This is a genomic window from Puniceicoccus vermicola (assembly GCF_014230055.1).
GTDB classification, from domain to species: domain Bacteria; phylum Verrucomicrobiota; class Verrucomicrobiia; order Opitutales; family Puniceicoccaceae; genus Puniceicoccus; species Puniceicoccus vermicola.
The window spans coordinates 14753-40469 of record NZ_JACHVA010000136.1 but is presented as its reverse complement, the minus strand read 5'-3'; the positions used below and the strand labels follow the sequence as shown (position 1 = coordinate 40469).

Annotated in this window: 26 protein-coding genes and 1 CRISPR repeat array; of the genes, 16 read left to right on the top strand and 10 right to left on the bottom strand. The window is 57.7% G+C overall.

Annotated elements, in window-relative coordinates:
- Positions 1 to 256 (top strand): integrase core domain-containing protein (locus H5P30_RS19405; protein WP_185694572.1); only part of this gene is annotated, 256 nt, incomplete at its 5' end.
- A gap of 262 nt (positions 257 to 518) precedes the next feature.
- On the opposite strand, the gene H5P30_RS19400 is transcribed toward H5P30_RS19405, so the two are convergent.
- The 3 genes from H5P30_RS19400 to H5P30_RS19390 all read right to left on the bottom strand — a co-directional run bounded on the left by H5P30_RS19400 (position 519) and on the right by H5P30_RS19390 (position 2390).
- Positions 519 to 1472 (bottom strand): hypothetical protein, encoded by a 954-nt coding sequence (locus tag H5P30_RS19400; RefSeq protein ID WP_185694571.1) that lies wholly within the window; start codon positions 1470 to 1472, stop codon positions 519 to 521.
- Between the two features lie 286 nt (positions 1473 to 1758).
- Positions 1759 to 2163, bottom strand: a complete 405-nt coding sequence (locus H5P30_RS19395; protein ID WP_185694570.1) for a type II toxin-antitoxin system VapC family toxin — start codon at positions 2161 to 2163, stop codon at positions 1759 to 1761.
- Entirely contained in the window at positions 2157 to 2390 is a 234-nt protein-coding gene (locus H5P30_RS19390) for an antitoxin (RefSeq protein ID WP_185694569.1), read from the bottom strand. The genes H5P30_RS19395 and H5P30_RS19390 overlap by 7 nt, the downstream gene beginning before the upstream one ends.
- 1559 nt (positions 2391 to 3949) lie before the next feature.
- On the opposite strand from H5P30_RS19390, the gene H5P30_RS19385 reads away from it, so the two are divergent.
- A complete protein-coding gene (locus tag H5P30_RS19385; RefSeq protein ID WP_185694568.1) occupies positions 3950 to 6427 on the top strand; it encodes a right-handed parallel beta-helix repeat-containing protein in 2478 nt (825 codons plus the stop codon).
- Between the two features lie 268 nt (positions 6428 to 6695).
- On the opposite strand, the gene H5P30_RS19380 is transcribed toward H5P30_RS19385, so the two are convergent.
- The 6 genes from H5P30_RS19380 to H5P30_RS19355 all read right to left on the bottom strand — a co-directional run bounded on the left by H5P30_RS19380 (position 6696) and on the right by H5P30_RS19355 (position 12205).
- Positions 6696 to 7118, bottom strand: a complete 423-nt coding sequence (locus tag H5P30_RS19380) for a hypothetical protein (protein WP_185694567.1) — start codon at positions 7116 to 7118, stop codon at positions 6696 to 6698.
- Positions 7119 to 7143: 25 nt separating this feature from the next.
- A complete protein-coding gene (locus H5P30_RS19375) occupies positions 7144 to 7575 on the bottom strand; it encodes a hypothetical protein (RefSeq protein WP_185694566.1) in 432 nt (143 codons plus the stop codon).
- Positions 7576 to 7589: 14 nt separating this feature from the next.
- Complete coding sequence (locus H5P30_RS19370) at positions 7590 to 9080, bottom strand: hypothetical protein (protein ID WP_185694565.1); 1491 nt, start codon at positions 9078 to 9080, stop codon at positions 7590 to 7592.
- The gene (locus tag H5P30_RS19365; RefSeq protein ID WP_221774417.1) at positions 9080 to 11008 is read right to left on the bottom strand and encodes a DNA translocase FtsK; all 1929 of its coding nucleotides are present in this window, start codon (positions 11006 to 11008) and stop codon (positions 9080 to 9082) included. The genes H5P30_RS19370 and H5P30_RS19365 overlap by 1 nt, the downstream gene beginning before the upstream one ends.
- Before the next feature lie 847 nt (positions 11009 to 11855).
- Entirely contained in the window at positions 11856 to 12008 is a 153-nt protein-coding gene (locus tag H5P30_RS19360; protein WP_185694564.1) for a hypothetical protein, read from the bottom strand.
- 44 nt (positions 12009 to 12052) lie between these two features.
- Positions 12053 to 12205, bottom strand: coding sequence for a hypothetical protein (locus tag H5P30_RS19355; protein ID WP_185694563.1), 153 nt, complete (start codon positions 12203 to 12205; stop codon positions 12053 to 12055).
- 4 nt (positions 12206 to 12209) lie between these two features.
- Here H5P30_RS19355 and H5P30_RS19350 point away from each other — a divergent pair, with 4 nt between their 5' ends.
- Positions 12210 to 12596 (top strand): hypothetical protein, encoded by a 387-nt coding sequence (locus tag H5P30_RS19350; RefSeq protein ID WP_185694562.1) that lies wholly within the window; start codon positions 12210 to 12212, stop codon positions 12594 to 12596.
- A gap of 436 nt (positions 12597 to 13032) precedes the next feature.
- Here the strand turns inward: H5P30_RS19350 and H5P30_RS19345 are convergent, their stop codons facing one another.
- On the bottom strand, positions 13033 to 13203 hold the full coding sequence (locus H5P30_RS19345) for a hypothetical protein (protein WP_185694561.1): 171 nt from the start codon (positions 13201 to 13203) through the stop codon (positions 13033 to 13035).
- Between the two features lie 446 nt (positions 13204 to 13649).
- A CRISPR array of direct repeats spans positions 13650 to 14140; the repeat unit is 32 nt; unit sequence GTCGCCCCCTTCACGGGGGCGCGGATTGAAAC.
- A gap of 89 nt (positions 14141 to 14229) precedes the next feature.
- On the opposite strand from H5P30_RS19345, the gene H5P30_RS19340 reads away from it, so the two are divergent.
- The 13 genes from H5P30_RS19340 to moaA all read left to right on the top strand — a co-directional run bounded on the left by H5P30_RS19340 (position 14230) and on the right by moaA (position 25038).
- Positions 14230 to 14784 carry a hypothetical protein gene (locus tag H5P30_RS19340; protein ID WP_185694560.1) on the top strand — a complete coding sequence of 185 codons (555 nt, stop codon included), beginning with the start codon at positions 14230 to 14232 and terminating at the stop codon, positions 14782 to 14784.
- A gap of 345 nt (positions 14785 to 15129) precedes the next feature.
- A complete protein-coding gene (locus tag H5P30_RS19335) occupies positions 15130 to 15504 on the top strand; it encodes a hypothetical protein (protein WP_185694559.1) in 375 nt (124 codons plus the stop codon).
- Positions 15504 to 16139 (top strand): ATPase, encoded by a 636-nt coding sequence (locus H5P30_RS19330; RefSeq protein ID WP_185694558.1) that lies wholly within the window; start codon positions 15504 to 15506, stop codon positions 16137 to 16139. Before H5P30_RS19335 ends, H5P30_RS19330 begins: the two co-directional genes overlap by 1 nt.
- Before the next feature lie 487 nt (positions 16140 to 16626).
- A complete protein-coding gene (locus tag H5P30_RS19325; RefSeq protein ID WP_185694557.1) occupies positions 16627 to 17436 on the top strand; it encodes a helix-turn-helix domain-containing protein in 810 nt (269 codons plus the stop codon).
- Complete coding sequence (locus tag H5P30_RS19320) at positions 17433 to 18542, top strand: amidohydrolase family protein (RefSeq protein ID WP_185694556.1); 1110 nt, start codon at positions 17433 to 17435, stop codon at positions 18540 to 18542. Before H5P30_RS19325 ends, H5P30_RS19320 begins: the two co-directional genes overlap by 4 nt.
- Positions 18542 to 18985, top strand: a complete 444-nt coding sequence (locus H5P30_RS19315) for a Rieske (2Fe-2S) protein (RefSeq protein ID WP_185694555.1) — start codon at positions 18542 to 18544, stop codon at positions 18983 to 18985. Before H5P30_RS19320 ends, H5P30_RS19315 begins: the two co-directional genes overlap by 1 nt.
- A gap of 1114 nt (positions 18986 to 20099) precedes the next feature.
- Complete coding sequence (locus tag H5P30_RS19310; RefSeq protein WP_185694554.1) at positions 20100 to 20624, top strand: MOSC domain-containing protein; 525 nt, start codon at positions 20100 to 20102, stop codon at positions 20622 to 20624.
- Entirely contained in the window at positions 20621 to 21823 is a 1203-nt protein-coding gene (locus tag H5P30_RS19305) for a molybdopterin molybdotransferase MoeA (protein ID WP_185694553.1), read from the top strand. The genes H5P30_RS19310 and H5P30_RS19305 overlap by 4 nt, the downstream gene beginning before the upstream one ends.
- Positions 21820 to 22302 carry a cyclic pyranopterin monophosphate synthase MoaC gene (gene moaC, locus H5P30_RS19300; RefSeq protein WP_185694552.1) on the top strand — a complete coding sequence of 161 codons (483 nt, stop codon included), beginning with the start codon at positions 21820 to 21822 and terminating at the stop codon, positions 22300 to 22302. Before H5P30_RS19305 ends, moaC begins: the two co-directional genes overlap by 4 nt.
- Positions 22303 to 22669: 367 nt before the next feature.
- Positions 22670 to 23308, top strand: coding sequence for an NTP transferase domain-containing protein (locus H5P30_RS19295; protein ID WP_185694551.1), 639 nt, complete (start codon positions 22670 to 22672; stop codon positions 23306 to 23308).
- Positions 23305 to 23547 (top strand): MoaD/ThiS family protein, encoded by a 243-nt coding sequence (locus H5P30_RS19290; RefSeq protein WP_185694550.1) that lies wholly within the window; start codon positions 23305 to 23307, stop codon positions 23545 to 23547. The genes H5P30_RS19295 and H5P30_RS19290 overlap by 4 nt, the downstream gene beginning before the upstream one ends.
- A 1-nt stretch (position 23548) precedes the next feature.
- Complete coding sequence (locus tag H5P30_RS19285) at positions 23549 to 24010, top strand: molybdenum cofactor biosynthesis protein MoaE (protein WP_185694549.1); 462 nt, start codon at positions 23549 to 23551, stop codon at positions 24008 to 24010.
- Positions 24007 to 25038 carry a GTP 3',8-cyclase MoaA gene (moaA, locus tag H5P30_RS19280; RefSeq protein WP_185694548.1) on the top strand — a complete coding sequence of 344 codons (1032 nt, stop codon included), beginning with the start codon at positions 24007 to 24009 and terminating at the stop codon, positions 25036 to 25038. The genes H5P30_RS19285 and moaA overlap by 4 nt, the downstream gene beginning before the upstream one ends.
- The last annotated feature ends 679 nt before the right edge of the window (positions 25039 to 25717 follow it).

Below are 25717 nucleotides of genomic sequence, written 5' to 3'. Positions count from 1 at the left end.
CCGCGGTATCTCGGTGAGTATGACCGAAGTGAATCATTGCTACGAAAACTCACAGGCCGAACGGCTCAACGGCATACTTAAGCAGGAATACGGACTCGGGAGAAAACTCCCGTCAAAAGCGATGGCAGCAAAGATGGTAGAGCACGCTATCGAGTGCTTCAATACGATCCGTCCACACCGTGCTCTGGAAATGAACTACCCGGAGCGAGTCCATCGCCGCCCCGCCCCCATGGGGGCGAATGTCTCCCTTAATTAATCCTCTTACAACGCAAACAATAACCAAAACTATACTGACAACTTTAAATCAGGATTGGACAGTTCGAGGTTTAAAGTTGAAAGGTTAACGTTCGCCATCTTTCTCCCACCCAAAAACCTCAAAACGTCTCAACCTACTAACTTCCCAACGTCTCCCCAACCTCTCCCCAACGGAACACCAGACAGACCACGGGGTTCAAACGCAAAAGATTAAGATTCTCGCAGGCTCAAACGGCGACACGCTATATTGTTTCGGCAAAGGTTCACCCCGTTGGAGCGGAGGTTGGAGTCGAGTTTCTAGAAAGAAATATGGCGCCCCCAAAGACAAAGGCACCAATGAAAGCTGGCAGAACATGCAAAAAGTCGGTGTACCCAATGTAAAAGTGAATTCCGATTGCCGGGACAAATCCCATTATACCGGACACAAGGAGAGTTTGCCAAAGGCTCTTGGAAAACTTCGCGTTCGAAAGAATGAGCCATACGGTAACTCCGATTGTAAGTAAGGCTCCGCCGAATCCTGCTCGATCATGGGCGATGACGCCTAGCAGGGAATCCGAGATCGCAGCAACATCCGCTCCACACAGCTCGATGAACTCAATGTCCGACGGGACAAAGATCGTGGTGATGCCGACAATGCTGATGACGATCCCGGCGCTGATCAGGCCGAAGGCATAGAAATAGAAGCAGAGAGTGGATAATCCTTTTCGGTAATTCGGCTTCAGTTCGGCAAGAGTTGGGAACCATCGGAGAGAGTCGGATTTCCGGACCACCTTTCGGCTGAGAAACAGTCCACTGACGAAGACGATGAGGAGGAACAGGGTCGCAATCCCATGCCAGATGTCGAGGTAGCCGTAGCCGAGATAGAGGAGGAAGCTGCCGAAGCCGAGAACACCGGAAATGCAGAAGGTCTTCCATGCCCAAGCTTGCCCGTTGGCCAATGGATAGGCCGCTAGCCAAACATAGAGGGCACCGATCGCGAGTAAGACTCCCCCGAAAGCTGCCCGGTCGTGCAGCATAAAATCCACGAGATTGGGGGATAAAACCCACAGCCCATCCGCTGTAAAACCGATTGCGTCAGCGTCATGGGGCAGGAATTCGCCGGAGAACGAGAGAAAGAGAGCGAAGGCTCCACAAAACATCAAGATGAGTCCACTCAACCCGAGTAAGACGGTTCCGTCCCGGGTCACTGCGTTCCAGATGCTTCTATTCTCCTCCACGGTTTATCTAAGGAGAGTAGAGTGCAGCTGGGAGCAAACGCAACCTTCGCGAAGATCTAACGATCATCCGCCTCACCCAGCCTTCGCACGAGGCTATGGCGGACAGGCAGGCGGGATGCTACAAAATCCCCTAACTGGGCATCTCCTCGTTTTGTGGATTCTTGTGCCTTTTCGTGGCCAAGTTCCCGCACAGATTCACAGGCAAGCTGCCTGCGCTACTCAGATCCCACCACCTTGGAGATCCCGGCGAAGCCGCCCCCGCGCCCCTCGCCCTGAGGTTCACGTTCTAACCGTTTTCCCAGTCTTCCCACTTCAGCTGCTTGACGCGTGCGAATTCATCGCCGTTGTGCGTCACGAGACGACGACCAGCGCTGATCGCGTGTCCGGCAATCTGCATATCGTAGGAGCCGATCCCCTCGCCAGTTCTTTCCAAGGCTGATTTGATCTTGGCGAATTCAGCGGCGGCATGGTCATCAAACGCGAGAATCTGCATCGGTGCCAACACTTTGCTCAGAGCCGCTCTCCGACGAGGAGTATCGTTCTTGTGGATGCCTACCAATAGCTCTCCGTAGGTCACCGCAGAAATCGCGAGATCATGTCCTTTCCCCTTGGCCATGACTGTCTCGACCATCTTCGGGTTTCGACGCAGACACTCGATAAGGACATTGGTGTCGAGGAGGTATTTCACCATTCGGGCCTCTTCTGGTCCTTTTCCTGAGCACGTTCCGGCCATTCGCCTCCCAGTTCAGCCAAGCCCTCGCGAAACAGATCCCACGGGTCCCGGGTTTGCGCCAACTCCTTCAGCAAGACGCCGTCCGCGCCAAGATCAACGATCTCCACCTCCGGGCCAGAAAGTTGGATCGATGCAGGAATCCTCACAGCTTTCGAATTCCCACTTTTAAAAATTTTCGTTTTCATATACACATTTTGTATATACAAAACCAAGATTTGTCAAAGAATACGAGAATAAAAAATGTTAAGAACACCGATGCGAATCTCCCGAAGATTCGAAGACGCGGTAGAGTCGGAGCCCTGCCCGTCCCCGTTCCTCCTCGATGCGCGGCCCGCTACCATGAGGAGCCCCCGCAAAGCCGCCCCCACGCCCCGCGCCCTGAGACCCGCTCCCCGAAACATCCCCTTCTTGTGTCTTTTGTGCTTTCTGTGGTGAACAAACATCCCACCCCAGAGCGAATCCCGCGTCTACGGGGCCGCGGTCCAACTTCACACCCTAACGGTTATCCGCCTCACGTCTGGATGCTGCAAAATTTCCAAACCAGATCCCTCTCCCTTTTGTGTTTTTTACCTCTTGATGGCAAAAACTCCCGCCCCCGAGGTGATCAGGAATCAACACTCATCCATCGCCGGAACTCAAGTCAGCTCAATGTTTCCAAAAATAACCAGGACACCCCGGGGTCACTCCTCGACCTCAACCATAACGCGCGTTTCCCCCCACTGCACGCCTGCCGGCGTAGGCATGGATCTCGGTTCCGCTCGCGGCGAACTCGGTTTCGGAGAAGAGTTTCCGGCACCCCCGGACCTCTGTGAAGATTGCCCCGTCGCCAGTTCCGAAAAAGATTTGCCGGAAAATTGCGCTTCTGACTGGCGAACCCACGCAGGACGGTAGTCCTCCTGCGACTGACTCTTGCACCCCGAACCACTCAGCGCGACCAGCGTTGGCAGACAAAGCATTCGGATCAAAAATCGGTGACGAGACTTTCCCCTTACAAACACACTCATCTTGATACGTTGTCCGAAAAAATCAGGCAACTGCCCTTTTCAGAAAATGCCCGAGAGCGAACGTCAAAAGTTGGACGGGCCAAGTTCAGCGTTGGACGTTCGCCACCTCTCCTTCCAAAACCGCTGAGACGGAGTTCTGCCCTCCCCCATTCCGAAGCGATGCGGGAGCTGGACTTGTTCTGCGAAGCGGCAAAGCGAAGCACGAAAGCTCCCACTACTTTGGGGAGTCCCGGCGAAGCCGTCCCCCCACCTCCCTCGCCCTGCGCCCGAGTGGCACTAGTTTAAGGGTTTTAGCGGGGAAATTTTGATATTGGCGACTTTTGAAGAGGAACCCCTCCATCCCGCGTCCGCGGGATCCCCCTCCCCTGTAGCAGGGGAGGAGTCTTTTTGTAATTTTCTGACTCCCCTCCTACGAGTAGGAGGGGAAGACTCCCGACTATGTCGGGGGTGGGGAGGTTCCCATTCCATAAAACCTCTTAAACTAGTGCCATTCACGCCCTGCGCCCCACGTCCCTTCCCTTTTTGTGAATCTTCGTGCATTTTCGTGGCTAAGCTGCTGCGCAAATCCACAGGCAAGCTGCCTGTGCTACTCAAGCACGAAAGCTTTCACCACCATGAGAAATCCAGGCGGCCACTCATCTCCCGCTCCCTCAGCCCCACCCTCCGTGGACCTCTATGTGCCTTTTCGTGGCCAGATATTTCCAAATTATCTGGAATAATAACCCGGTTTAGACACTCTTATGGATCTGATGTTCTGTTGTCGGTCCTTCGCATTTCTGGTCTCTTCCGTACTCGCCGTGGTCAGCCCGTCGCCGTTAGCCGCCGATTTCTGGGTTTCTCCCCTCGGAGACGACAGCAATCCCGGCTCGGAGTCCGAACCCTTTCTCACTCTGGAACGCGCGAAGCTCGCGGTCCGCGATCTCCTCCCCACCCAGTCGCAGGACCTCCACGTCAATCTCTACGGCGGCGTCTATCGCCTCGCGAGTCCTCTGATCCTCACAGACGCTGACTCCGGCCAGAACGGATTCGACGTCGTCTACCGGGCCGTCACCGATGAGATCCCGGTGATTGTCGGCTCCATTCCGGTCGACGGTTGGACTCTGGTGGATTCGGACCTCGGCATCTACGGCGCCGCGGTTCCAGACGGCGTTCAATCCCGCCAGTTCTTCGTCAACGAACAGCGGACCGTGCGGGCGCGAACCATCGACTACCCTGCCAGCTTTGTCCCCAAGTTTCAACCCGACCACCTCCCCGATCCGACCTGCGGCAACCCGGACCGGACGGTTCCGGTGACCGGTGGAGGAGGCATCGAATACATCGTCGATCCCCTCAATCCGGAAGCTTGGCGCGACCCGACGACCTGGACCAATCAAAGCCAGATCGAGGCCGTCATCATCACCCAGTGGAAGTCCATGCGTTGTCTGATTGATGAAGTCACCGAGGACCCGGGCATTCTCAACGACAACAGCAAGCTCATCAAGATGCAGACTCCCGGCTGGTGGAACGCCAATATGTTCCGCAACGCCGGCGACAGCACGAAGGGTAAGGGAGACGATCCGAGCGATGTCGGGCAACCGGGAATGTGGAGCTTCTTCGAAGTGACCTATTTCGAAAACGCCTATCAGTTCCTCAACGAACCCGGCGAGTGGTATCTGGATGAAACCGCCGACGTGATCTATTACATTCCCCGCGTCGGCGAAGATATCGCCACGATCGATGCCGAACTTCCAGTCATCGAGACGTTGATACAAGGGCATGGTTCCGATCTTTCTCCGGTCGCCAATGTCCGCATAGAGAACCTCACCTTTTCCTACTCGACCTGGCTCGGACCGAGCCAGAACGGCGAAGGCTACATCTGCGACCAGAGCGGATTCCACGTCACCGGCGATTCCAACCCGACGAACTTCAGCGGACATGTGGAGACCGTCACGCGCACGCCGGGAAACCTTAGTTTCCGCTACGCCCACGACATCGAATTCCGCAACAGCATCTTTGCCCATCTCGGCGGCGTGGCCCTCGACTTCGGCCGCGGCAGCCAGAACAACACCGTCGACAGCAACATCTTCACCGACATCTCCTCCGCGGCGATCCAGATTGGCGGCGTGCAGAAGCTCGATGCCCGCCCGGAGAATGCGGCCGGATACACGAGCGACAACGCGGTCTCCAACAACCTGATCACCCACACCGGGAAAGATTACGTCGATGCCGCCGGGATCTTTGTCGGTTTCACCGAGCGGACCTCCATCCTCGAGAACACCATCACCCACACTCCTTGGTCGGCCATCGCACTCGGCTGGGGCTGGGGACTTTTGGACCCCTTCGACGGCTCGACCTATGTCGGCGCCCCCAACGCCTGCCCGGGCCAGTGGGGCACCTTCACCACCCTCACCGCCAACCGAGGAAACCGCGTGATGAACAATCGCATCGAGAACTTCATCGAAACGGTCTGGGACGGCGGAGCCATCTACACCCTCGGCCGCCAAGGCCCTGACCTCGCCAACGGGATGCTCATCGAGGGCAACGTCGCCAGCAACAAGCGTCCCGACGGGGGTGGCAACATTTTTTACACCGATGGCGGAAGCCGCTACATCACCCTTCGCAACAATGTCTCCTTCGACAACCCTCCCGGCTACATCGACTTTGGCCAAGGTCCGCTCGGCGGAAGCATCTTCCAGCCGGTCGCCCTCGCCAACGAGATGCAGGACGTCCTCAGCCTTCTCACCGACCTGAAGATTTCCTACGGTAGCGATACGGGCGGATGCCGGACCTTCGGCGATATCCACTACACGGAAAACTACTTCGGGGACTACCAATTTTTCGACATCTGCCCCTACACCTTTGACGGGGTGAAATATCCCACCCGAATGACCTACGACCTGAATTTCTTCATCTCCAACGAATCCCAGGTCCCATCCAGCATTCTCGACGCAGCCGGAGCCCGGCTCACCCGTTCGAACCCGGAGCCCTTTAAGATCACCTCAATCACTCCCCTCCCGGGCGGCTCCATCCTGATCGATTTCAACGCAAAGCCCGGCGGGAAATATTACATCCAGTTCTCGGAAGATCTAATGATCTGGGAAACCGTTCTCCCCGCCATCTACGCGTCGGGCTGGTCCGTCCAGTGGCTCGACGATGGACCTCCGGAGACTCAATCGCTTCCCCTTCTCGACAAGTCCCGCTTCTACCGCGCGCTCGAAGTCGATACAGCCTGGGAGTAATCCCGATGGGCAACTTTCTCGGGCAAAAGCCGAAAGAGGTCAGCACTCGGTTTCCAATGACGCGGCAGAGACGGATCTCTGCCCTCCCCTCTTCTCTTATCTGACTCTTTGCGCTTTTCCGCGGCAAAATCTCCTCTCCCACGCGGCTCTTCCAACGGGGCGGATTGAAATCCGCGGTCCGCGCTCTATACGCGGAAAACTGGGGACTCGATTGCAGTGAGGCGGATGAGCGTGGCGCGCAGCCCCGCCGTCCCTGGGAATCGGACAACTACCCCTCTTCTCGCTCGTAGATGCGCTCCACCGTCGATCCAGAGGCATCGAGGGTTTCGATTCGGACCACAGCCTCATCGGCGGCGCCGGTCTTGAAGAGGTTTTGGATCGCTTTGCGATCCGTGTGGACTTCCTCGACTTCGCTGCCCTCCTGGAGGAAGATGATGCGGTAGGCACTCTCGTCCGGGTCGAGGGTGCGGATCTTGGGCACGGCTTTTTTCTTCGCGGCCACCCGCTTCTTGCGGGTTTTCTTTTTCGTGACCGGTCCGGTGGCCACGTCTTCGGGCGGAGGCGGCAGCGGAAACTCCTCCCCGAAGATTTTATGAATTTCGGCTTCCGCCTGGTGCACACGCGCGTACGCCCCCTCCCGCTGGAGCAGGAGGTGCTCAAGTTCGATGCGCTGTTGCGTGCTTATATCCATGGGCGAAAACCCACTTCAGTCCTGCTTAGGACTCCTTCGAATCTTCCGAAGAGTTCTCGGCAGACTTCGATTTGTCTGCGGATTCGGCGCTCTGATCGTCCGCTGCCTTCGGAGAGGCAGCGGGCTTCAGCGCGGGAACGGATTCCGAATCATCCGACGATTTCGAGGGTGCCGGAGGTTTCGGTGCGGGTGCGCGCTTGCGGGCTGTCTTCGGCTTATTGCCAAAGCTGGCAACGGGCAGCTCGGGTTCCGGGAAGGGGAATTCCGAATCGTCGCCGAGGAGGTCGTCCACCTGGTCTTCGAGTTCGGAGATCTTGCGGTAGGCTTCCGCGCGTTCGTTCAGCAACACGTCGATCTGCTCACGGGCCTCGAGGGCTGCGCGAATCGTCTCCGCGTCGGCACCGAGGATGATGTCATTGCGATCCAACGAGATCGGTTTTGAGGTCTTCTTGGCCATAATCGTTTTAGTGGTTAATCAGAGGTTCTTGTTTCTAAAGTTTCCGAGGCGGCAAGCTCTTCCGAGTCCGCCTCCTCAATTTTGGGGTCCGTCGGGCGATCCTCTTCGTCTTTGGCGTCGGGCACGATGGCAAAAGCGCCCGAGATGATCGCCGAGAGTTCATTCAGGCAATTCTGGAGAGCATCGGTCGGCAGCGGCGCACTGGTGGGCGTCTCCTCTGCCGGATAGGCCAGCGCCATCTTACTCACCCGCGCCGAGGGATCGTCGCGGAGTCGATTGCGAGCCTGCTCTGAGAGGTGAAGAGAACTCGCAGCCAGAGCCCGGAAGGATGGCAATTCGTGCCGGGCCAGGGCGTGGGCCAGCTCGGAACGCAACCAGGTCGCCGGACGGCGGCTGATCGCGAGGTAAGCCAAGGCCACGGCCGAAAGTTTTTCGTTGGTCAGATACTGGAGGACTTCCTCGGGAGTCTTCTTGTTGCGGGCGAGGGCCGCTGTGACGCTCGGCTGATTCATCCAAGCCAGTTCGAGGAAGAGCCCCGGCGGCATGTCCGGATTCTCGAGAAGAGCGAGGCAGGCCTCAATGTCCTCCCCGGTGACCAGAAACTCGGCCACCTCCGGCTCGATGCAGCGGTTTCCTGCGAGGGCGATCCGGATATCGGTTTCCGTATCATGGGCCAACTCGTGCTGAATCCCCGGGGCGACCTTTTTGCGCAGCGCCACAAACTCGCGGTCTTCGTAGGCCTCCGAACGGCTGAGATGAAGAACTTCCACCTCGTCGAGCTTGCGCGTCTCGCGCACGGCCTTCCGCACAGATTCATGCGGCGAGAGAATCAACGAGCGCCAGACCTCTTTCGAAAGGGTACCGCGGCTGATGAGAGCGTGCTGGATTTCCTCGCGATCACTGTCGGCCCAGAAGAGCAAGATCTCGTCATCCACTTTGGCAGAGGAGGCTAGCGTGTGCCGGACCAGCGGACTCGGATCCGCCGACAGGGCCACCAACAGATCCGGATGCAGGTTTTTATTGTTCACCAGCTCGAGGCGCACCGAGGCATCCCCTTGCGCGGCCAGAATCGCCTGGGCCCGGAATTTCAGCGAGGGATTCGAAGCGAGTGTCCGCAAGACCTCCGGAATTTTCTCTTCGAGGAGCGCCTCGATATCGCGCTGGGGCAGATTCGGATTACTCCCCGCAGCCGCCTTCACCTCCGGATCTTCATGACGGACCAAGGCGGAAAGAGTGCTCGGAGGCGTCCGCGGATTCTGTGTCAACGGGACCAATACCGATGCCGGATAGTCGGCGGACTGGGCTCCGATTTCTTCGAGCAGGCTACTCGGCGTCAGAGCGTAGGAGGTCAGAAAAATCCATCCTTCCTCGGGAGGATTCGACTGGCTCAGCGCCAAAAGGAGCTTCGTGGGAACCGGAGGCTTCCGAAAACGGCGAGCCACGGCATCGACTCCCTGGGTCTGGATCAGCTCCAGCAGCTCTTCAATGGTGCTCGGAACCTTCATCAGCGTGGGAGCTCACTCGGAGTGACAAAGACTTCGCGGGGCGAACTCCCGACCTGCGGACCGATGTGCCCGCGCACTTCGAGCTCCTCGACCAGGGTCGCTGCCCGATTGTAGCCGATTTTCAACTTCCGCTGGAGGAAGCTGGTGCTCGCCTTCCCGGTTGTGGCAACGATCGCCAACGCGTCCATCAAGAGAGGATCGCCTCCCTCTTCGCCTTCGGCGGCAAACTCTCCACCTCCGGGGGCATCCTCGGCGATGAGTTCCACCCGGTAGCGCGGAGGAGCCTGTTCGCGAATGAAATCGGTGATCTTGTTGATCTCGTCGTCGTCGACGAAGGGGCTTTGCAAACGCCGCAAGCGGGACTGTCCCGGAGGAGTGTAGAGCATATCCCCTTTTCCCTGCAGCGCTTCTGCACCCTTGCCATCAAGGATCGTCCGGCTGTCGATTTGCGAGGATACCTGGAAAGCCACGCGCGTCGGAAAGTTGGCTTTAATGACCCCGGTGATGACATTCACACTCGGCCGCTGGGTCGCAAGAATCGTATGGATCCCAACCGCGCGCGACATCTGGGCCAATCGGGCCAGCGGGGTCTCCACGTCCTCCTTGGCGGTCATCATCAGATCGGCCATCTCGTCGATGATGAGGACGATGTAGGGCAAAGGAGCAAATCCTTCCTTGCGGGCCTTCTCGTTGTAGCCGGCAAGATTGCGCACCCGCCGCTCGGCGAGGGTTTCGTAGCGGGATTCCATTTCCCGCACCAACCACTTCAAGGCCTGGCAGGCCTGTTTGGGATCGCCGACCACTGGATGAATCAGGTGCGGGAGATCTTTGTACATGGCCATCTCCACCCGCTTCGGGTCCACCAGCACCAGCTCCAACTCTCCCGGCTCAAAGCGATAGAGCAGCGAGAGAATGATGTTATTGATACAGACCGATTTACCACTTCCGGTCGCACCGGCGATGAGCAAGTGCGGAGCTTTCGCCAGATCGCAAAGTTGAAACTGCCCCGTAATGTCCATCCCGAGGGCAATCGGTAGATTGGCCGTGCTGCTTTTCCAGGTTTCGGAAAGCAGCGCCTCCTTCAGCGTAATCGTGCGGCTCCGCGGATTCGGCGCTTCTACCCCCACGTAAGGCTCCCCGGGAATCGGTGCCTGAATACGGACGGCATTGGCCTTCATCGCCAGGGCGATGTTGTTCTCCAAATTCGAAATCGTTTCAACCCGGACGCCGTAACCCGGCTTCACCCGGTATTGCGTCACCCGTGGTCCCACCGTGGCATCGCAGACGATGGCGTCGATCGAGAAGTTATCAAAAGTCTGCTGCAAGCTCGCCTGCTGCTCCTCCAGCTCCTCGTCGGACATCCCCGCATCGGAATAATCGTTCGCCGCCCGGAGAAACTCCACCGAAGGGATGGAGTAACCATCCACATCGCCGGAGTGATACCCTTCCACCGGCTCGGGGAGAGGTTCGGGAGTCGAGGTTGCCACCACTTCCGCCGGATCCACCTCAGGGGCTGCCTCGGTCTGCTCCGCCTCTTCTGCGGTTTCCGGATCCGGGACCGCTGGCGCTTGCAAGGCCTCGGCCACGCGCTCCAGGCATTCGCTCATCCATTTCGCGTGATCGGTCTTCCGCTGCTCCCGGCGGGCAATCCGCTCCGCCAGCTCGGCGTTCCACTCCTCAATGCGCTCCCATTCGGTCGACCAGAAAGCCTCCCGTTCTTTGGCGGGGTCCACCGGCTCCGGCACCGCCTCTTCGACCGCATCCGCTTGCCGCTCCGCCACGGGGGGCTCCGCACTCTCCTCCTCCTCATCCGTTATGTAGCGAAGGGGCTCCAAGTCGTCCTCTTCGCGCGCAAAGGTAGAAGCCCACTGCTTTAAGCGATCAGCGAGCTTCGACTGACTGAGAGATCCGGCGATAGAACGAAACATTAGGCGAGAATACCAAACGTTCCAAGGAGCCGGATTCCCCAATTCTTCGCAAGAATGTTTTAGGAGAAAAGAACCCACCCCAGCCGAAAAACCTAAAAACCTCTCAACCTCTGAACCTCTCAACCTCTCAACCTCTCAACCTCTGAACCTCTGAACCTCTGAACCTCTGAACGCCTGAACGTCCCAACGTCAAAACCTCTCAACGTCCCCCCAAAACTTTTCCAAAAAAACCTATTGACACTGAGTCTCACTTTCAACTTACTTCAAATCTCAATCCTATCTGTAATGAAAGCATGGTTCTCGTTCACCTGTCTTCCCGTCCAGTCCCGTTCCTTCTGAGACGGGGAGATCGAAAGAGAGCTTCCGGGAAACGGTGCCGATCGGGCATTAATCCGACCGATCGGCACCTTCCCTCCCGGATTCCAATTTTGAAGCGGTCTCTTGATTCTCGCTCACCACTGTAGAATTCGACCGCTTTTGTAAGCACCACGGAGAGGGATCCAGAAAAAGCACTACCCCTCTCCGGAAGCCCGGGCCCGCAAGGTCCCGGGCTTTTTCGTGCTCAAACACTCCCCTGTGTGGGCGGCTTCAGCACCCACAGCTCATCGCAAGAAGAACCATTTTGCCAGATGGCCGCAAGGAGAGGGAGTCTGCGAGCCAACTCACTGGGCAAGACTGAAAGCCATTCCCCCAAGGAGGAGGGTTGCTTCAGCGCCCTCCATCAGCATGCACCCACACGCCCCGAAAAGAAAACTGTTCGACGACAAGCTCTTCCCAAGAAACAGGAACGAGCCATGCCGCTACCCGGGCAAGGCTGAAGGCCATGCCCCACTGTAGGAGGGTTGCTTCAGCGCCCTCCATCAGCATGCACCCGCACGCCCCGAAAAGAAAACCGTTCGACGACAAGCTCTTCCCAAGAAACAGGAACGAGCCATGCCTCGACCTGGGCAAGGCTGAAGGCCATGCCCCACTGGAGGAGGGTTGCTTCAGCGCCCTCCATCAGCATGCACCCGCACGCCCCGAAAAGAAAACCGTTCGACTGCTTCAGCGCCCTCCATCAGCATGCACCCGCACGCCCCGAAAAGAAAACCGTTCGACGACAAGCTCTTCCCAAGAAACAGGAGCGAGCCATGCCGCTACCCGGGCAAGGCTGAAGGCCATGCCCCACTGGAGGAGGGTTGCTTCAGCGCCCTCCATCAGCATGCACCCGCACGCCCCGAAAAGAAAACCGTTCGACGACAAGCTCTTCCCAAGAAACAGGAGCGAGCCATGCCTCGACCTGGGCAAGGCTGAAGCCGTGCCCCACTGTAGGAGGGTTGCTTCAGCACCCTCCATCAGCATGCACCCACACACCTCGAAAAGAAACCCGTTCGACGACAAGCTCTTCCCAAGAAATAGGAGCGAGCCATGCCTCGACCTGGGCAAGGCTGAAGCCGTGCCCCACAGGAGGAGGGTTGCTTCAGCGCCCTCCATCAGCATGCACCCACACGCCCCGAAAAGAAAACTGTTCGACGACAAGCTCTTCCCAAGAAACAGGAACGAGCCATGCCGCTACCCGGGCAAGGCTGAAGGCCATGCCCCACTGTAGGAGGGTTGCTTCAGCGCCCTCCATCAGCATGCACACACACACCTCGAAAAGAAAACCGTTCGACGACAAGCTCTTCCCAAGAAATAGGAGCGAGCCATGCCTCGACCTGGGCAAGGCTGAAGCCGTGCCCCACAGGAGGAGGGTTGCTTCAGCGCCCTCCATCAGCATGCACACACACACCTCGAAAAGAAACCCGTTCGACGACAAGCTCTTCCCAAGAAATAGGAGCGAGCCATGCCTCGACCTGGGCAAGGCTGAAGCCGTGCCCCACAGGAGGAGGGTTGCTTCAGCGCCCTCCATCAGCATGCACACACACACCTCGAAAAGAAACCCGTTCGACGACAAGCTCTTCTCAAGAAATAGGAGCGAGCCATGCCGCTACCTGGGCAAGGCTGAAGCCGTGCCCACAAGAGAACCGCGTGCCCCTTCCCCGGTCTCAGTTCTCCACTTTCACCTGATCCACCAGCGGAGGCTCTTCTTCCATGACAATGCCATCGCCGTCATCGACCTCGGTGGTCGTCACACAGCCCCCGAGTCCCAACAAAGTCAGAACCCCGAAAAGCCCCAAAACCCTACGACCGAAAACAGAGATTTCCCAATTTTTCATACGCCCTATTAGAGGGAATTTCGGCGAGAGAGCCAGCCGCGAATGGGATCCAGGCATCGTCGAAGGCTCTCTCAATACACCTCTTTAGGGCCGCTCCTTCGCGGGAATCACAGGCAGGCTGCCTGTGGTACGAGTAAGAAGCATTGCGACTATTCATCCTTACCCTCCGAGAATAGCGAAGCCACGGTCGCAACTGCCTCCTACCGAGCTTAAAACGATACCCAAGCGAGCACAACTTTTCGGAATTGAGAGCCCCACAGATCTGCACTAAAGAAACCTCCATATTCTCAGGCAGTGAAAAAGAGGCCACTCCGCGAACCTCAAGCTCGCAGATTCGTGGCATCCCATCCACCCTGCGCTCTTTGACAGAAATACTATACTGAAAAACGAGGTTCTCGCATTTCCCTCTCGCAAAGCCCGAAAAACCAACTTGAAACTTAAAAGCTGTCGCACCCCTTGCGGGTGCGCGGATTGAAACGATCTGTCAAGGTTATCGCATAAACCCACAAACGTCGCCCCCTTCACGGGGGCGCGGATTGAAACGTGTAGCTCTTGCCGTTGACGGTGGCCGATTGCGTCGCCCCCTTCACGGGGGCGCGGATTGAAACCCTTGTGTGGGCCCTTGGGCACGATCCGGAAATGTCGCCCCCTTCACGGGGGCGCGGATTGAAACGGTCATTTGGATAAATCGAAATGCGCTCTCCGGTGTCGCCCCCTTCACGGGGGCGCGGATTGAAACAAGCATTGCTTTTACCCAAGCGGGAAAAGCATAAGGTCGCCCCCTTCACGGGGGCGCGGATTGAAACTCAACAGTGACATCCTCCTCATTAGGCGAAAAGGTCGCCCCCTTCACGGGGGCGCGGATTGAAACAGGCAATACCGTTAGCCGCGGTGCAACGCGTGCGGTCGCCCCCTTCACGGGGGCGCGGATTGAAACCAGAATCCCGCTCGCATGACAGACCACTCTCATTTGACAGAAGGACCAAGCATGAACAAAAATACACTGTTCTAATTTCTCCCTCATCAATGGGCCTTTACGATACCATTCACCTTCCCGAGCCTCTCCATCTACCGGATGGAAAGCATTCCATCGCCGAGATCCAGACCAAGAAATTTGGGAGTCTACTACGAAATTTTTCAATCGGCTCTGTCCTGGATGAATCCCCCGTCGCAACCGGCATCGTCGAGGAGTCTTGCTGGATCTCCATCACGAGAAAAGAAAACGAAGGAAAGCTCTATCCGGTCTATTTCGCGATCTGGCACCGCGTATTGACCGGAGTCTATCTGGACCTCCCCGAAGCCGAAACCCGACTGAGAACCGTTGATCGACTCGATCTGATCGCCTGGGTGGGCCAAGCCCAGCGTGAAGCCCGTAGTTGGCAAACTCGGTATCACCGTCTCTTCGCGGATGTACAAGAGTGGCAGAAAATTCAGAATACTCCTGAAAATTCCAACGAGCCGCCGTTCCCGCCAATCCGCTTATCCGAGGAGATTATTCGTTCCACCGACCCACTTACCGCGATTCTCGAATATCATCGAAGCCTAGAGTCGGAAGATCCGGATGAAGGGCTGTTTGGATGATTGGATCCCCACCCTTCCAATCCGCAATTCCCGGATTGCTGGACCTGTCCTCCGAAACTGTAAAGCGAAGCACGGAAGCTCCCACTACTTTGATTTTTTCCCGGCGAAGAAGAAATTCGCCCAGACGGGACCGAGCTTTTCGGAAGATCCCAGAAACGGCTCTCGCCGCTCCTCTCCCCATCTCCGGAAGGAAGCGCACCCCGTAGAGGAAGGATGAAATACTTTCTTCCCAGCGAGGCAGCACTCCGGTGAGGCAGCACGCGGGAGCTGGAAGCTCCCATTTTTCCCGGCAAAGCGCCCACGCCCTCCGCCCCCACGCCCCCAATCATTGACTTTCAAGCAAATATGGCAATATTTGCCATTATGGCCTCGACCTACAATCTTCACGCGCTCCACCCTTCCCAAGATCTGCCGACCTCCTCGGCTTCTCAGCTCAAGAACGCCTTCAAGGGGGTGTACGAGTTGGCGCTCGATGCGGGAGCGGTGAGCATTACCCGCAACCGGAAGCGGGAAGCGATTCTCCTCTCAGCCCAACTTTACGACCAAATGATCGCCGAGCTCGCCGCCCGGGACCCCTTGGAAGTTCTCCGTAAGGACTACGACACCCGCTTTGCCGGCATGCAAACCGAGTCTGCCCGACAGGCCTACGATGATGCATTCGAGGCCTCCCCGACCGAACTTGGAAAATCGGCCCTCGCTGAAGCCGCGAAGAAGGACTGATGCCCAACCCGACGATCTTCGTTTTAGCCGGGGTCAATGGTTCCGGAAAAAGCAGTATCGGCGGCGCCAACCTCGTTGCCCATGGCGTCGAATACTACAATCCCGATGCCGCCGCCAAAACACTGCGAAAGATTCATCCAAACCTGAGCCAGGCCCTCGCCAACGGGCACGCCTGGACCCTCGGCAAAGAAATGCTCGAGAAGGCCATCGAACGGCGAGAGACCTATGCCTTTGAAACCACCTTGGGCGGGACGACGATAACTCAACTGCTCACGCAAGCCGCTCAAGAAGGGTTGAAGGTGAAGATCTGGTATGTCGGCCTCGCCTCCGTGGAACAGAATTTGGCACGCGTGAAAAAACGGGTTACCCATGGCGGGCACGATATTCCCGAAGCCGCCATACGCACGCGCTGGAACAGCAGCCGCCGGAACCTCATTCAACTCCTCCCCCATTTGTACAGCCTCCGTCTTTTCGACAATTCCCAAGAGACCGACCCCAAGGCTGGCGAAACTCCCGTCCCAAAACTTCTTCTCCAGGTGGACCAGAAGAGAATTGTCGGATCCGTGCGTCCGGATGCACCCGAGTGGGCCAAACCGATCCTCGCGGGAGCGTTACACGTCTACAGGAGCCCTTAAGAAAACCCTCCAAGCGCCGATCCCATCCCAAAACACTCAACAGAGGATCTTTTTGTAGAAACGGCCCTCGCCGTTCCTCTCCGCCTCTCCGGGAAGAAGCGAACCGTAAAGGAAGTAAGAAGTACTTTCTTCCCGGCGAGGTCGCCCCCTTCTCGGGGTCGGCTTCCTTCCGGCAGCGGACCATCGGGTGTTTTCACCTTGGACCCTTCTTGGATCCGGTCTCCAATCCCGCCTTCCAATACGTTTGGGCGACAGATCTCCATCTGTGGCTGCTCGAGAACAACATCTCGATGCAAGGAGGAGATATTCTTTTCTAAACGTCGTTGGAGATCTCAATCACCCTCTTCTTTTGCGACAATTACTTCGCGGGAATCACAGGCAGGCTGCCTGTGGTACGTTTGGGGCGCATCACTATAGGAATACATTCATAATAGATGAATCTATTTTCTGAATTGCCGATTTTCATCATTTCGCCCATGTTTATCTCATGGCTCAATCACAAAGCGTGCAATCACTCCACCGGGCTCTGGACATTCTTGAGTCCATTGCGACTTCGCCGGCGGGGATGACGTTACAGGAACTCTCCGAGCGGACCCGCCTCAAGAATACCACTCTCTTCAACCTGGCCCGCACACTAGCTGACCGGGGATATTTGGAGAAAACCCATACCCGACCGATCCGGTATGGGCTCGGAGCTTCGGTCGAAGCCTTGAACCGGGGGACTGCTTTCGGAAGTGGGGCGGCGATCGACGAGAGTTTGCTCAAACTGGCCGAAGAACATCCTCAATGGAGATTCATCACCGCGGAGGCGGAGGGCGTTGACGTGCTGTGCGATCGACTCATTGAGCCCTCGCGGAAAAATGTCGTCATTCGCGGATCCCGCACCTGGCTCCCACCCTATACTTCGGCATCGAGTCTGTGTCATTTGGCCTTTTGGCCGAGCCATCCCCGCAAACAATGCGAAACTCTTTATCCATTCGCGATGTACGGCGCCGGCTATTGGGGATCCGCGCAAAAGCTTGAGAGCGCCATCGCGAAAGTTCGGGAGGTCGGGTTCGTCGACATCCACGATCGAGACCCCCATCGCGTCGCGGTCCCTCTATTTAATCGAAACAATGCCCTCAAAGGTTCACTGGGGGCCAGCTTTCCGGGGGATTCATCCCCTTCATCCTCTGAGCGCCAGTCGGTCATCGACGCCCTCCTGGCGGAATCCAAACGACTCCTCCCCTTTCTCGACCGACAACGCCCGCAATCCCAATCGATCCCCCACGAAACCTCCCTATCGCCCGTCTCATGAAAGAACAAACTCTGCCCATCATCGATACCGACGTCCACCACTCTCCAGACAAGAAAGAAGTGCTGGCTCACATGCCCAAGGCGTTGGCCGCCCGGGGTCTGGCTCTCCCGGGAGGGAACGGCTTCGGCAATCCCCACGGAGTGAACCGCCGCGATGCCACGCCTCCCGGTGGTGGCGAGGCGTGCTCGGACCCCGCCTACACCCTGGAGCACCATTTCGTTCCCAATCAGATCCGCTACGGGATCCTCCACCCTGCCGGGCTCCTCGCGGCTGGTGTCTCCGCCGACTATCGATATGCGGCCGCTCTCTGCAGCGCCTACAACGACTACATGCTCGAGAGCTGGCTCAGCTTTGATCCTCGCTACGTCGGCGCCATCCTCGTGGCCCCGAATTGGCCCGAAGCCGCCGCTCGGGAGATTCGTCGCCTCGGTGGACGACCCGAGTTCCGCGAAATCATCATGACCTCGGCCTCAGAATCTCCCCTGGGCCGCGAACAATATTGGCCGATCTACGAAGCGGCCTGCGAGATGGGACTCCCCGTCGCCGTCCACCCCGGCGCGGAAGGCAATGGGATCAGCAACCGTCCCTATGCGGGCATGCCCTCCAGCTATTTTGAATGGCACACCAGCCTCTCTCAGAACTACATGGGACAAATCGCCTCTCTGGCGATTGAAGGAGTGTTCAATCAATTTCCGGAACTGAAGTTCGTCGCTATCGAAGGCGGAATTGCTTGGCTCCCGCACCTCCTCTGGCGCCTCGACAAGAACTGGAAGGCGCTGCGCGAGTTGACCCCTTGGCTCACCGAACCGCCCAGCGAACTGATCCGGCGTCATGTCCGCCTCACGACCCAACCGATCGAGGAACCGGAAAAACCTGAGCACTTGCTTCAGATTTTCGACATGATCCACGCAGAGGAAACCCTGATGTTCTCCAGCGACTATCCGCACTGGGACGGCGACGATCCGCGCTTCGTCCTTCCCCGCAAGCTCGACGAAGCCGCCCGCAAGCGGATCTTCTATGACAACGCCGCCGAGCTCTACGGTCTTCCCCCGCAGGAAAGTACCGTGTCCGAGGAGGCCGCCAATTCCGCAACCCCCACAAACTGATGCCCCGCACGAAACATCGTCTCTTTCCCGTTTCCGAGCTCCCTCCCGGCGAACACCGCATCGTCGAAGTCGAAGGGCGATCCATCGGCGTCTACAACGTGCAGGGACGCTTGCACGCCATCCGCAATCAATGCCCGCATCAACTCGCTCCCCTTTGCCAAGGACACGTCGGTGGTACGACCCTGCCTGGGAAGGTCGGCGAGTTTGCCTACGGGATGGATGGCCAAGTCGTTCGCTGCCCGTGGCACGGCTGGGAGTTTGACATCACGACCGGCCGCAGCCTCTTCAACCCGCATCGGTGCCGGGTGAAATCCTACACCGTGTATCGGGAAGACGAGAACGGCGAAGCCCAAGAGGAAGCGATCTCCGCCGAAGATCCCGATCCTTCGGTCGAGACTTTTCCCGTTTCGGTGACCGACTCCTGGGCCGTGGTGGAGGTCTAGTCCGGAACCTGAGCGGCGTATGCGGTAGAAACGGCTCTCGCCGTTCCTCTCCAAGGCGCAATCAAAGGTGGAGCGGAAGCGCGACAGCGATTTCGAATGGCCCCGAGAATGCTCTGACCAAACCGCCTAATCATAGAAATGGCTATCGCCATTCCTCTCCAAGGCGCAATCAAAGGTGGAACGGAAGCGCGATAGCGATTTCGAATGGTCGCCGAGAATGCTCCGACCAAACCGCCTAATCCGTAGAAATGGCTATCGCCATTCCTCTCCAAGGCGTAATCAAAAGTGGAGCGGAAGCGCGATAGCGATTTCGAATGGTCACCGAGAATGCTCCGGCCAAACCGCCTTACCGTAGAAATGGCTATCGCCATTCCTCTCCAAGGCGTAATCAAAAGTGGAGCGGAAGCGCGACAGCGATTTCGAATGGTCACCGAGAATGCTCCGGCCAAACCGCCTTACCGTAGAAATGGCTATCGCCATTCCTCTACAAGGCGCAATCAAAGGTGTAGCGGAAGCGCGATAGCGATTTCGAATGGTCACCGAGAATGCTCCGGCCAAACCGCCTTACCGTAGAAATGGCTATCGCCATTCCTCTACAAGACGTAATCAAAGGTGGAGCGGAAGCGCGATAGCGATTTCGAATGGTCACCGAGAATGCTCCGGCCAAACCGCCTTACCGTAGAAATGGCTATCGCCATTCCTCTACAAGGCGCAATCAAAGGTGTAGCGGAAGCGCGATCGCGATTTCGAATGGTCGCCGAGAATGCTGCGACCAAATCGAAAAATCATAGAAATGGCTATCGCCATTCCTCTCCAAGACGCAATCAAAGGTGGAGCGGAAGCGCGATAGCGATTTCGAGTGGTCGCCGAGAATGCTCCGGCAAAACCGCCTTACCGTAGAAATGGCTATCGCCATTCCTCTCCGAGGCTAGGGAAGGAATCCGCCGAAATGGCTGCCACCATAGTCGGGTGTAGGCGCACCGGAGGTGGATCGTTTTTGAGTTCTCTCGAAAATCCACTCTGATTTGCATATCCCTTCGATTCGTTGTTCGATGCTCAGGTGGGCGCGGAAGAGACACTTCTTCGCGCCCGCCTTTTTCTCACCAACTCTCCGATGCCTTCTTCTCACTCGCACATTCCCGTTGAAATCCAAAAAATCTGGCTCTCGCCGGGGCACGATTTCAAGGGACGCTACGGTCAGGAACGTCTCCACAACGGGATCATATCCGTGCCGGAGATCGAATGTCACGCAGGCAAGGGACTGGTCGGGGATCGCTACTACAATCACAAACCCGACTTCAAAGGACAGATTACCTTTTTTGACGCTGCCGTTCTTGAGCAGCTGGCCCGGGAACTGAAACTGCCTGACATCGAAGGAGCCCTCCTCCGGCGCAATGTCCTCCTCCAAGGAATCGATCTCAACGCTCTAGTCGGAAAGCAGTTTCGCCTCGGCGAGGTCGAATTTTCGGGCAGTGAGGAGTGTGCTCCCTGTTTCTGGATGGATGAAGCGGTGGCGCCAGGAGCCTTTGAGTGGCTCAAAAATCGGGGAGGCCTTCGCTGCCGGATTCTCCAATCCGGGCGGTTAAGCTTGGGCTCGCAATCTCTCGAAATTCTATCCGCCAACCGACTAACTTCATGAGCTCCAAAATTCCCGTTTCGGAAGCCGACCGTCTTTTGCAGAGCCACGTCCACCCGGCACCTTCCGTCCGCTGCCCCTTGGAGAAGGCGGCGGGTCGAGTTCTCCGCGAAGAGGTTCGCGCCGACCGAGACCTGCCCCCATTTGATCGATGCATGCTAGACGGGTATGCCGTGCGAGCTGCCGAGGCCGAGCCGGGTGCCATTTTCACCATTGCCGCCCGCATCCATGCCGGAGAAGACACTGCGCCCCTTCCGGCTCCCCGCCTTTCCGCTCTCGAAATTATGACTGGCTCCTCCCTACCTCCGGGCGCGGACGCGGTCATCCCCTACGAATCGACGACGTCCCTCGGAGACAACCAGTTCCGGTTCGAGGAAAGCGCCCCCCTCTCCCCGGAGGATGGCGTGCATCGGCAAGCCTCCGACTATCCCAAGGGCACACCGCTCCTTTCCGCCGGCAGTCTCCTCGGTCCGGTCGAGGTGGGAATTGCGGCCTCCTGTGGCTACGCCGAACCACTCTGCAGCCAGTTGCCCCGTATCGCTATTTTTGGAACCGGCGATGAGCTCGTTCCCGTGCAGGCGAGCCCTGGGCCGACTCAAATCCGCCGCTCGAATCTTTACGTCATCGAGAACGCTCTGGCCTCCGCAGGCTTCCCGGCCGGACTCGTTTCCCACCTCTCTGACGACATCCGCACCCAGGAACAAATCCTAGCCTGTGCGATTGCCGAGAACGATCTCGTCATCATTTCCGGCGCAGTCTCCCGTGGCAAACGGGATCGGATTCCGGAAGCGCTCGATCAGCAGGGGCAGCGCATCTTCCACGGAGTCTCCCAACGCCCCGGCAAACCGATGGGGTTCTGGACCAAGCGCAACCGAACTGCAATTTTCGGACTTCCCGGCAATCCGGTTTCGACTCTCATCGCAACCCATCGCTACGTCATTCCCTTCTTGCTCGCTTGCGCCGGAGCTGCGAATCCTTCCCGGCCCACGGTTGAGACCACCGACACCGTTCCTCCCCATCCGGATTTAACCCGATTCCTCCCCTTTCAGTTCACCCCCGAGGGCAAGGCGCGCCTCCAACCGACCAACAATTCCGGCGACTATGCCCGCCTGGCCAACAGCGCAGGCTTTCTTGAAATTCCGGCCCAATCCGGCAACACTGCGCCACTCACTTCCTTCTCTTACCAACTCTGGCAACGATGACCCAGTCACTCACTCATCTCAATTCGCAAGGCCAAGCCCGCATGGTGGACGTCTCTGCGAAAACCGTCACCCGCCGCGAAGCACAAGCCCAAGCCTGGGTTCGCTATCCGGACGAAGCGTGGGAAATCCTCAGCCAGAATGATTTTCAAACCTCGAAAGGGGCCATCGCCGACGTCGCCCGCATCGGGGGGATCATGGGAGCCAAGAAAACCGCGGAGCTCATCCCTTTCTGCCACACTCTTCCCCTCGAACGGTGCAAGATCCAGATCGAGCCGGACCCGGCAACCCAGCGCATCTCGATTCTTTGCTCCGTCGCCACCGAGGCGAAAACCGGTGTCGAGATGGAAGCGCTCACCGGAGTCAGTACCGCCGCCCTCACCCTTTACGACATGACCAAGAGTCTCAGCCACGAGATCGTCATTGAAGAGATCTCCCTGGTTTCCAAAACTGGCGGCAAGAGCGACTTTCAACGAGGATGAGTGTGCTGCACCCAAATTTCCATACCGATCGCCTAAGAGTTCATCCAGTCGAGAAGAACCTCGCCACCCACAATCGTTCGTCTCTCCCTTCACCTACAAGGAGGAAGGATATCCTCAAATCTATTAATTTATCACCCGGATCATGGGTCTCAAATGGAGCGCGGAATTCATTCCGCCCCGTTGGAACAGCTCCGTTTGAGAGGTCGCTCTTCGTAGACACTCGCAAAAAGACCGAGAGGCAGGCGGGGCGGAATAAATTCCGCGCTCCTCAAAGAACCTGCTTCTTAAGACTAGAGTTATCGAATGATCCGGAGGGGCCAGCGGACGGAGGCGTCCGGACCCATGCTGATCATTGATAAAAATTCTCATGACACCGATTGAACAAGTGACGACCCACCCAGACGCTCCCTCGCTCAGCGGACTCCTCCTCGTCGGCGGCAAGAGCCGGCGCATGGGCCGTGACAAAGCTTCGCTTTCGACCCCTGAGGGCCCTCTCTGGCTGCGCACCTGGAACCTTCTGCAGACGGTCCGCTCGGATGCCTACCTGTCCATCCGCGAGGATCAGGAACTCCCTGAATCGGAGCCTACTCGCCATCCCAAGATCGTCGATTCTGCTCCCGGACGCGGTCCCCTCGGCGGAATTCTGGACGCCTTCGCCCGAAACCCGGATCACGCCTGGCTCGTCCTCGCTTGCGACCTTCCCCTCCTCGATCCCGCAACCCTGCAAACTCTCATCGGTCACCGCGATCCCACCAAGCTGGCCACCGCCTTCCTCAGCAATTTCGATGGACTGCCGGAACCGCTTTGCGCGATCTACGAACCGGCCGCGGCACCTCTCCTTTCCGAGCGCCTCTCCGGAGACCATCCCTGTCCGCGCAAATTCCTCATCCAGCAAGGGGAACGCGTCAGCCTCCACAACCTTCCTCACCCCCGGGCACTGGAGAACGCCAACACGCCCGAGGACTTGGAACGTATCCACGGTCTTACGTCAAATTCACCGTCATGAGCCAGGTCACCATTCTCTATTTTGGTCGCCTGCGGGAAGATGCGGGGACCCATCAGGAAGAGGTCAACACTGCGGCATCCACGATCGCGGATTTGATTCGGGAACGGGCTCAGACGCTCGATTTTCCCTACAAGATCCAGAGTCTCCGATTTGCCCGCAACGAAGCGCTTTGCCCCGCTGACGAATCCATTCACAACGGCGACACCATCGCCTTTATGCCGCCCATGGCCGGAGGATGAGATGCTCTTTTCACTGACCGAGAAACCGATTCGCCCCGACCTCCTCCGCAGCCCCATGCTCAATCAAGAGGCAGGAGGCTTTTGCGTCTTCGAAGGATGGGTCCGCAACCATCACCTCGGTCGCGGCGTCACCCGGTTGGACTACGAGGCCTACCAAGCCCTCGCGCTAAAGGTCGGAGAGAAGATTCTCCACGAGATTCTCGATCAACATTCACTCACCGGAATCCGGGCAGAACACCGGATCGGCTCTCTCGTCCCGGGCGACCTCGCGATCTGGGTCGGAGCCTGCGCGCCTCACCGGGACAAGGCCTTTGAAGCCTGCCGCCACGCGGTCGACGAGATTAAGGCTCACGTTCCGATCTGGAAGCACGAGTTTTACACCGACGGCAGCGACGAATGGGTCGACCCGACCGCCTGCCACTGCGCCCACTCCCACTCCTCAAAGACCACGGAAGGCGCATGAGCGCCCCTCTTCCACAGGAATCTACACCGCCAATCGCCAGTGTCGCCGACCAGCGGGGCCGCCTTCTCCGGGACCTCCGCCTCTCAGTCATTGATCGCTGCAATCTGCGCTGCCGCTATTGCCTTCCCGCTGAAGTTTTTGGCGAGGACTTTCGATTCCGCAACCTCTCCGAATTGTTGAGCTTCGACGAACTGACCGAAATCGCCTCAGCCTTTCTCTCCCTCGGAGTGCAGAAGATCCGACTGACCGGAGGGGAGCCTCTCCTTCGCCCCAACCTCCCCGACTTGATTGCCAGACTCCGGGATCTCGACCCTTCCCTCGATCTCGCTCTCACGACCAACGGCATGCGCCTCGCCTCCATGGCTCCAGACCTCAAAAAGGCGGGCCTGAACCGGGTAAACATTAGCCTCGACGCTCTGGATCCTACCGTTGCCGAGCGCATGGCTGGGCGCCGAGTCCATCCCGAACACGTCCTCGAAGCCGCCGAGGCTGCTCGCAGCGAGGGATTGGGCGTCAAACTCAACACCGTCGTCCAACGCGTATGGAACGAATCCGAGGTCCTCCCCCTCGCCCGAATGGCACGGGACAGAGGATTTCCCCTACGCTTCATCGAGTTCATGGATGTCGGCACCCAAAATCACTGGGACCGGAAAGAAGTCGTCACAGGAGCAGAACTACGCGATCAACTCACCGGATTGTCCCCACTCAAACCCCTCCCGATTCCCTTTGGCGCGGTTGCTCGCGAATACGAATACACCGACGGACGAGGAACCGTGGGATTCATCGAGTCCATCAGTGCGCCCTTCTGTGGCGACTGCACCCGCGCCCGTGTCTCAGCCGAAGGCGAGCTCTTTACCTGCCTCTATTCTTCAACCGGCATCCCCCTTAAACCCTTTCTCAAAAGCGACGAAAACTTTCCCGAGAAACTGAAATCGATTTGGCGGCATCGCAATGACCGCTACTCCGAGATTCGCGGCCAAGCCAACTCCCCGAAGGTGCACGAAGAAATGTGGCGTCTCGGCGGCTGAAGGACAAAAGGGAACCGTCGACCCAATCGCGGCATGTTGGAAAGTCCTTTCCAACATAGAACGGAGAAGTCAAAGATCCACAGAGGATCCTATGTGGGGAGGTTGCTTCAGCACCTCCATTTCCTCCAAGCGCATCCGTAGAAATGGCTCTCGCCATTCCTCTACGAGACGCAATTAAAGGTGGAGCGGAAGCGCGACAGCGATTTCGAATGATCACCGAGTACGCTCTGTCCAAACCGCAAAATCATAGAAATGGCTATCGCCATTCCTCTACAAGGTGCAATCAAAGGTGTAGCGGAAGCGCGATAGCGATTTCGAATGGTCACCGAGAACACTCTGACCAAACCGCAAAATCATAGAAATGGCTATCGCCATTCCTCTACAAGACGTAATCAAAGGTGGAGCGGAAGCGCGATAGCGATTTCGAATGGTCACCGAGAACACTCTGACCAAACCGCAAAATCATAGAAATGGCTCTCGCCATTCCTCTACAAGGCACAATCACAGGTGGAGCGGAAGCGCGATAGCGATTTCGAATGGTCACCGAGAACACTCTGACCAAACCGCAAAATCATAGAAATGGCTCTCGCCATTCCTCTACGAGACGCAATTAAAGGTGGAGCGGAAGCGCGATAGCGATTTCGAATGATCACCGAGTACGCTCTGTCCAAACCGTAAA

What these genes read in the sequence shown, in the direction of transcription:
- H5P30_RS19395 (WP_185694570.1), bottom strand. Translation starts at nt 2,163, where the DNA reads ATGGTGAAATACCTCCTCGACACCAATGTCCTTATCGAGTGTCTGCGT.
- H5P30_RS19390 (WP_185694569.1), bottom strand. Translation starts at nt 2,390, where the DNA reads ATGAAAACGAAAATTTTTAAAAGTGGGAATTCGAAAGCTGTGAGGATT.
- H5P30_RS19385 (WP_185694568.1), top strand. Translation starts at nt 3,950, where the DNA reads ATGGATCTGATGTTCTGTTGTCGGTCCTTCGCATTTCTGGTCTCTTCC.
- H5P30_RS19380 (WP_185694567.1), bottom strand. Translation starts at nt 7,118, where the DNA reads ATGGATATAAGCACGCAACAGCGCATCGAACTTGAGCACCTCCTGCTC.
- H5P30_RS19375 (WP_185694566.1), bottom strand. Translation starts at nt 7,575, where the DNA reads ATGGCCAAGAAGACCTCAAAACCGATCTCGTTGGATCGCAATGACATC.
- H5P30_RS19370 (WP_185694565.1), bottom strand. Translation starts at nt 9,080, where the DNA reads ATGAAGGTTCCGAGCACCATTGAAGAGCTGCTGGAGCTGATCCAGACC.
- H5P30_RS19365 (WP_221774417.1), bottom strand. Translation starts at nt 11,008, where the DNA reads ATGTTTCGTTCTATCGCCGGATCTCTCAGTCAGTCGAAGCTCGCTGAT.
- H5P30_RS19360 (WP_185694564.1), bottom strand. Translation starts at nt 12,008, where the DNA reads ATGGAGGGCGCTGAAGCAACCCTCCTCCAGTGGGGCATGGCCTTCAGC.
- H5P30_RS19355 (WP_185694563.1), bottom strand. Translation starts at nt 12,205, where the DNA reads ATGGAGGGCGCTGAAGCAACCCTCCTCCAGTGGGGCATGGCCTTCAGC.
- H5P30_RS19350 (WP_185694562.1), top strand. Translation starts at nt 12,210, where the DNA reads ATGCACCCGCACGCCCCGAAAAGAAAACCGTTCGACGACAAGCTCTTC.
- H5P30_RS19345 (WP_185694561.1), bottom strand. Translation starts at nt 13,203, where the DNA reads ATGAAAAATTGGGAAATCTCTGTTTTCGGTCGTAGGGTTTTGGGGCTT.
- H5P30_RS19340 (WP_185694560.1), top strand. Translation starts at nt 14,230, where the DNA reads ATGGGCCTTTACGATACCATTCACCTTCCCGAGCCTCTCCATCTACCG.
- H5P30_RS19335 (WP_185694559.1), top strand. Translation starts at nt 15,130, where the DNA reads ATGGCAATATTTGCCATTATGGCCTCGACCTACAATCTTCACGCGCTC.
- H5P30_RS19330 (WP_185694558.1), top strand. Translation starts at nt 15,504, where the DNA reads ATGCCCAACCCGACGATCTTCGTTTTAGCCGGGGTCAATGGTTCCGGA.
- H5P30_RS19325 (WP_185694557.1), top strand. Translation starts at nt 16,627, where the DNA reads ATGGCTCAATCACAAAGCGTGCAATCACTCCACCGGGCTCTGGACATT.
- H5P30_RS19320 (WP_185694556.1), top strand. Translation starts at nt 17,433, where the DNA reads ATGAAAGAACAAACTCTGCCCATCATCGATACCGACGTCCACCACTCT.
- H5P30_RS19315 (WP_185694555.1), top strand. Translation starts at nt 18,542, where the DNA reads ATGCCCCGCACGAAACATCGTCTCTTTCCCGTTTCCGAGCTCCCTCCC.
- H5P30_RS19310 (WP_185694554.1), top strand. Translation starts at nt 20,100, where the DNA reads ATGCCTTCTTCTCACTCGCACATTCCCGTTGAAATCCAAAAAATCTGG.
- H5P30_RS19305 (WP_185694553.1), top strand. Translation starts at nt 20,621, where the DNA reads ATGAGCTCCAAAATTCCCGTTTCGGAAGCCGACCGTCTTTTGCAGAGC.
- moaC (WP_185694552.1), top strand. Translation starts at nt 21,820, where the DNA reads ATGACCCAGTCACTCACTCATCTCAATTCGCAAGGCCAAGCCCGCATG.
- H5P30_RS19295 (WP_185694551.1), top strand. Translation starts at nt 22,670, where the DNA reads ATGACACCGATTGAACAAGTGACGACCCACCCAGACGCTCCCTCGCTC.
- H5P30_RS19290 (WP_185694550.1), top strand. Translation starts at nt 23,305, where the DNA reads ATGAGCCAGGTCACCATTCTCTATTTTGGTCGCCTGCGGGAAGATGCG.
- H5P30_RS19285 (WP_185694549.1), top strand. Translation starts at nt 23,549, where the DNA reads ATGCTCTTTTCACTGACCGAGAAACCGATTCGCCCCGACCTCCTCCGC.
- moaA (WP_185694548.1), top strand. Translation starts at nt 24,007, where the DNA reads ATGAGCGCCCCTCTTCCACAGGAATCTACACCGCCAATCGCCAGTGTC.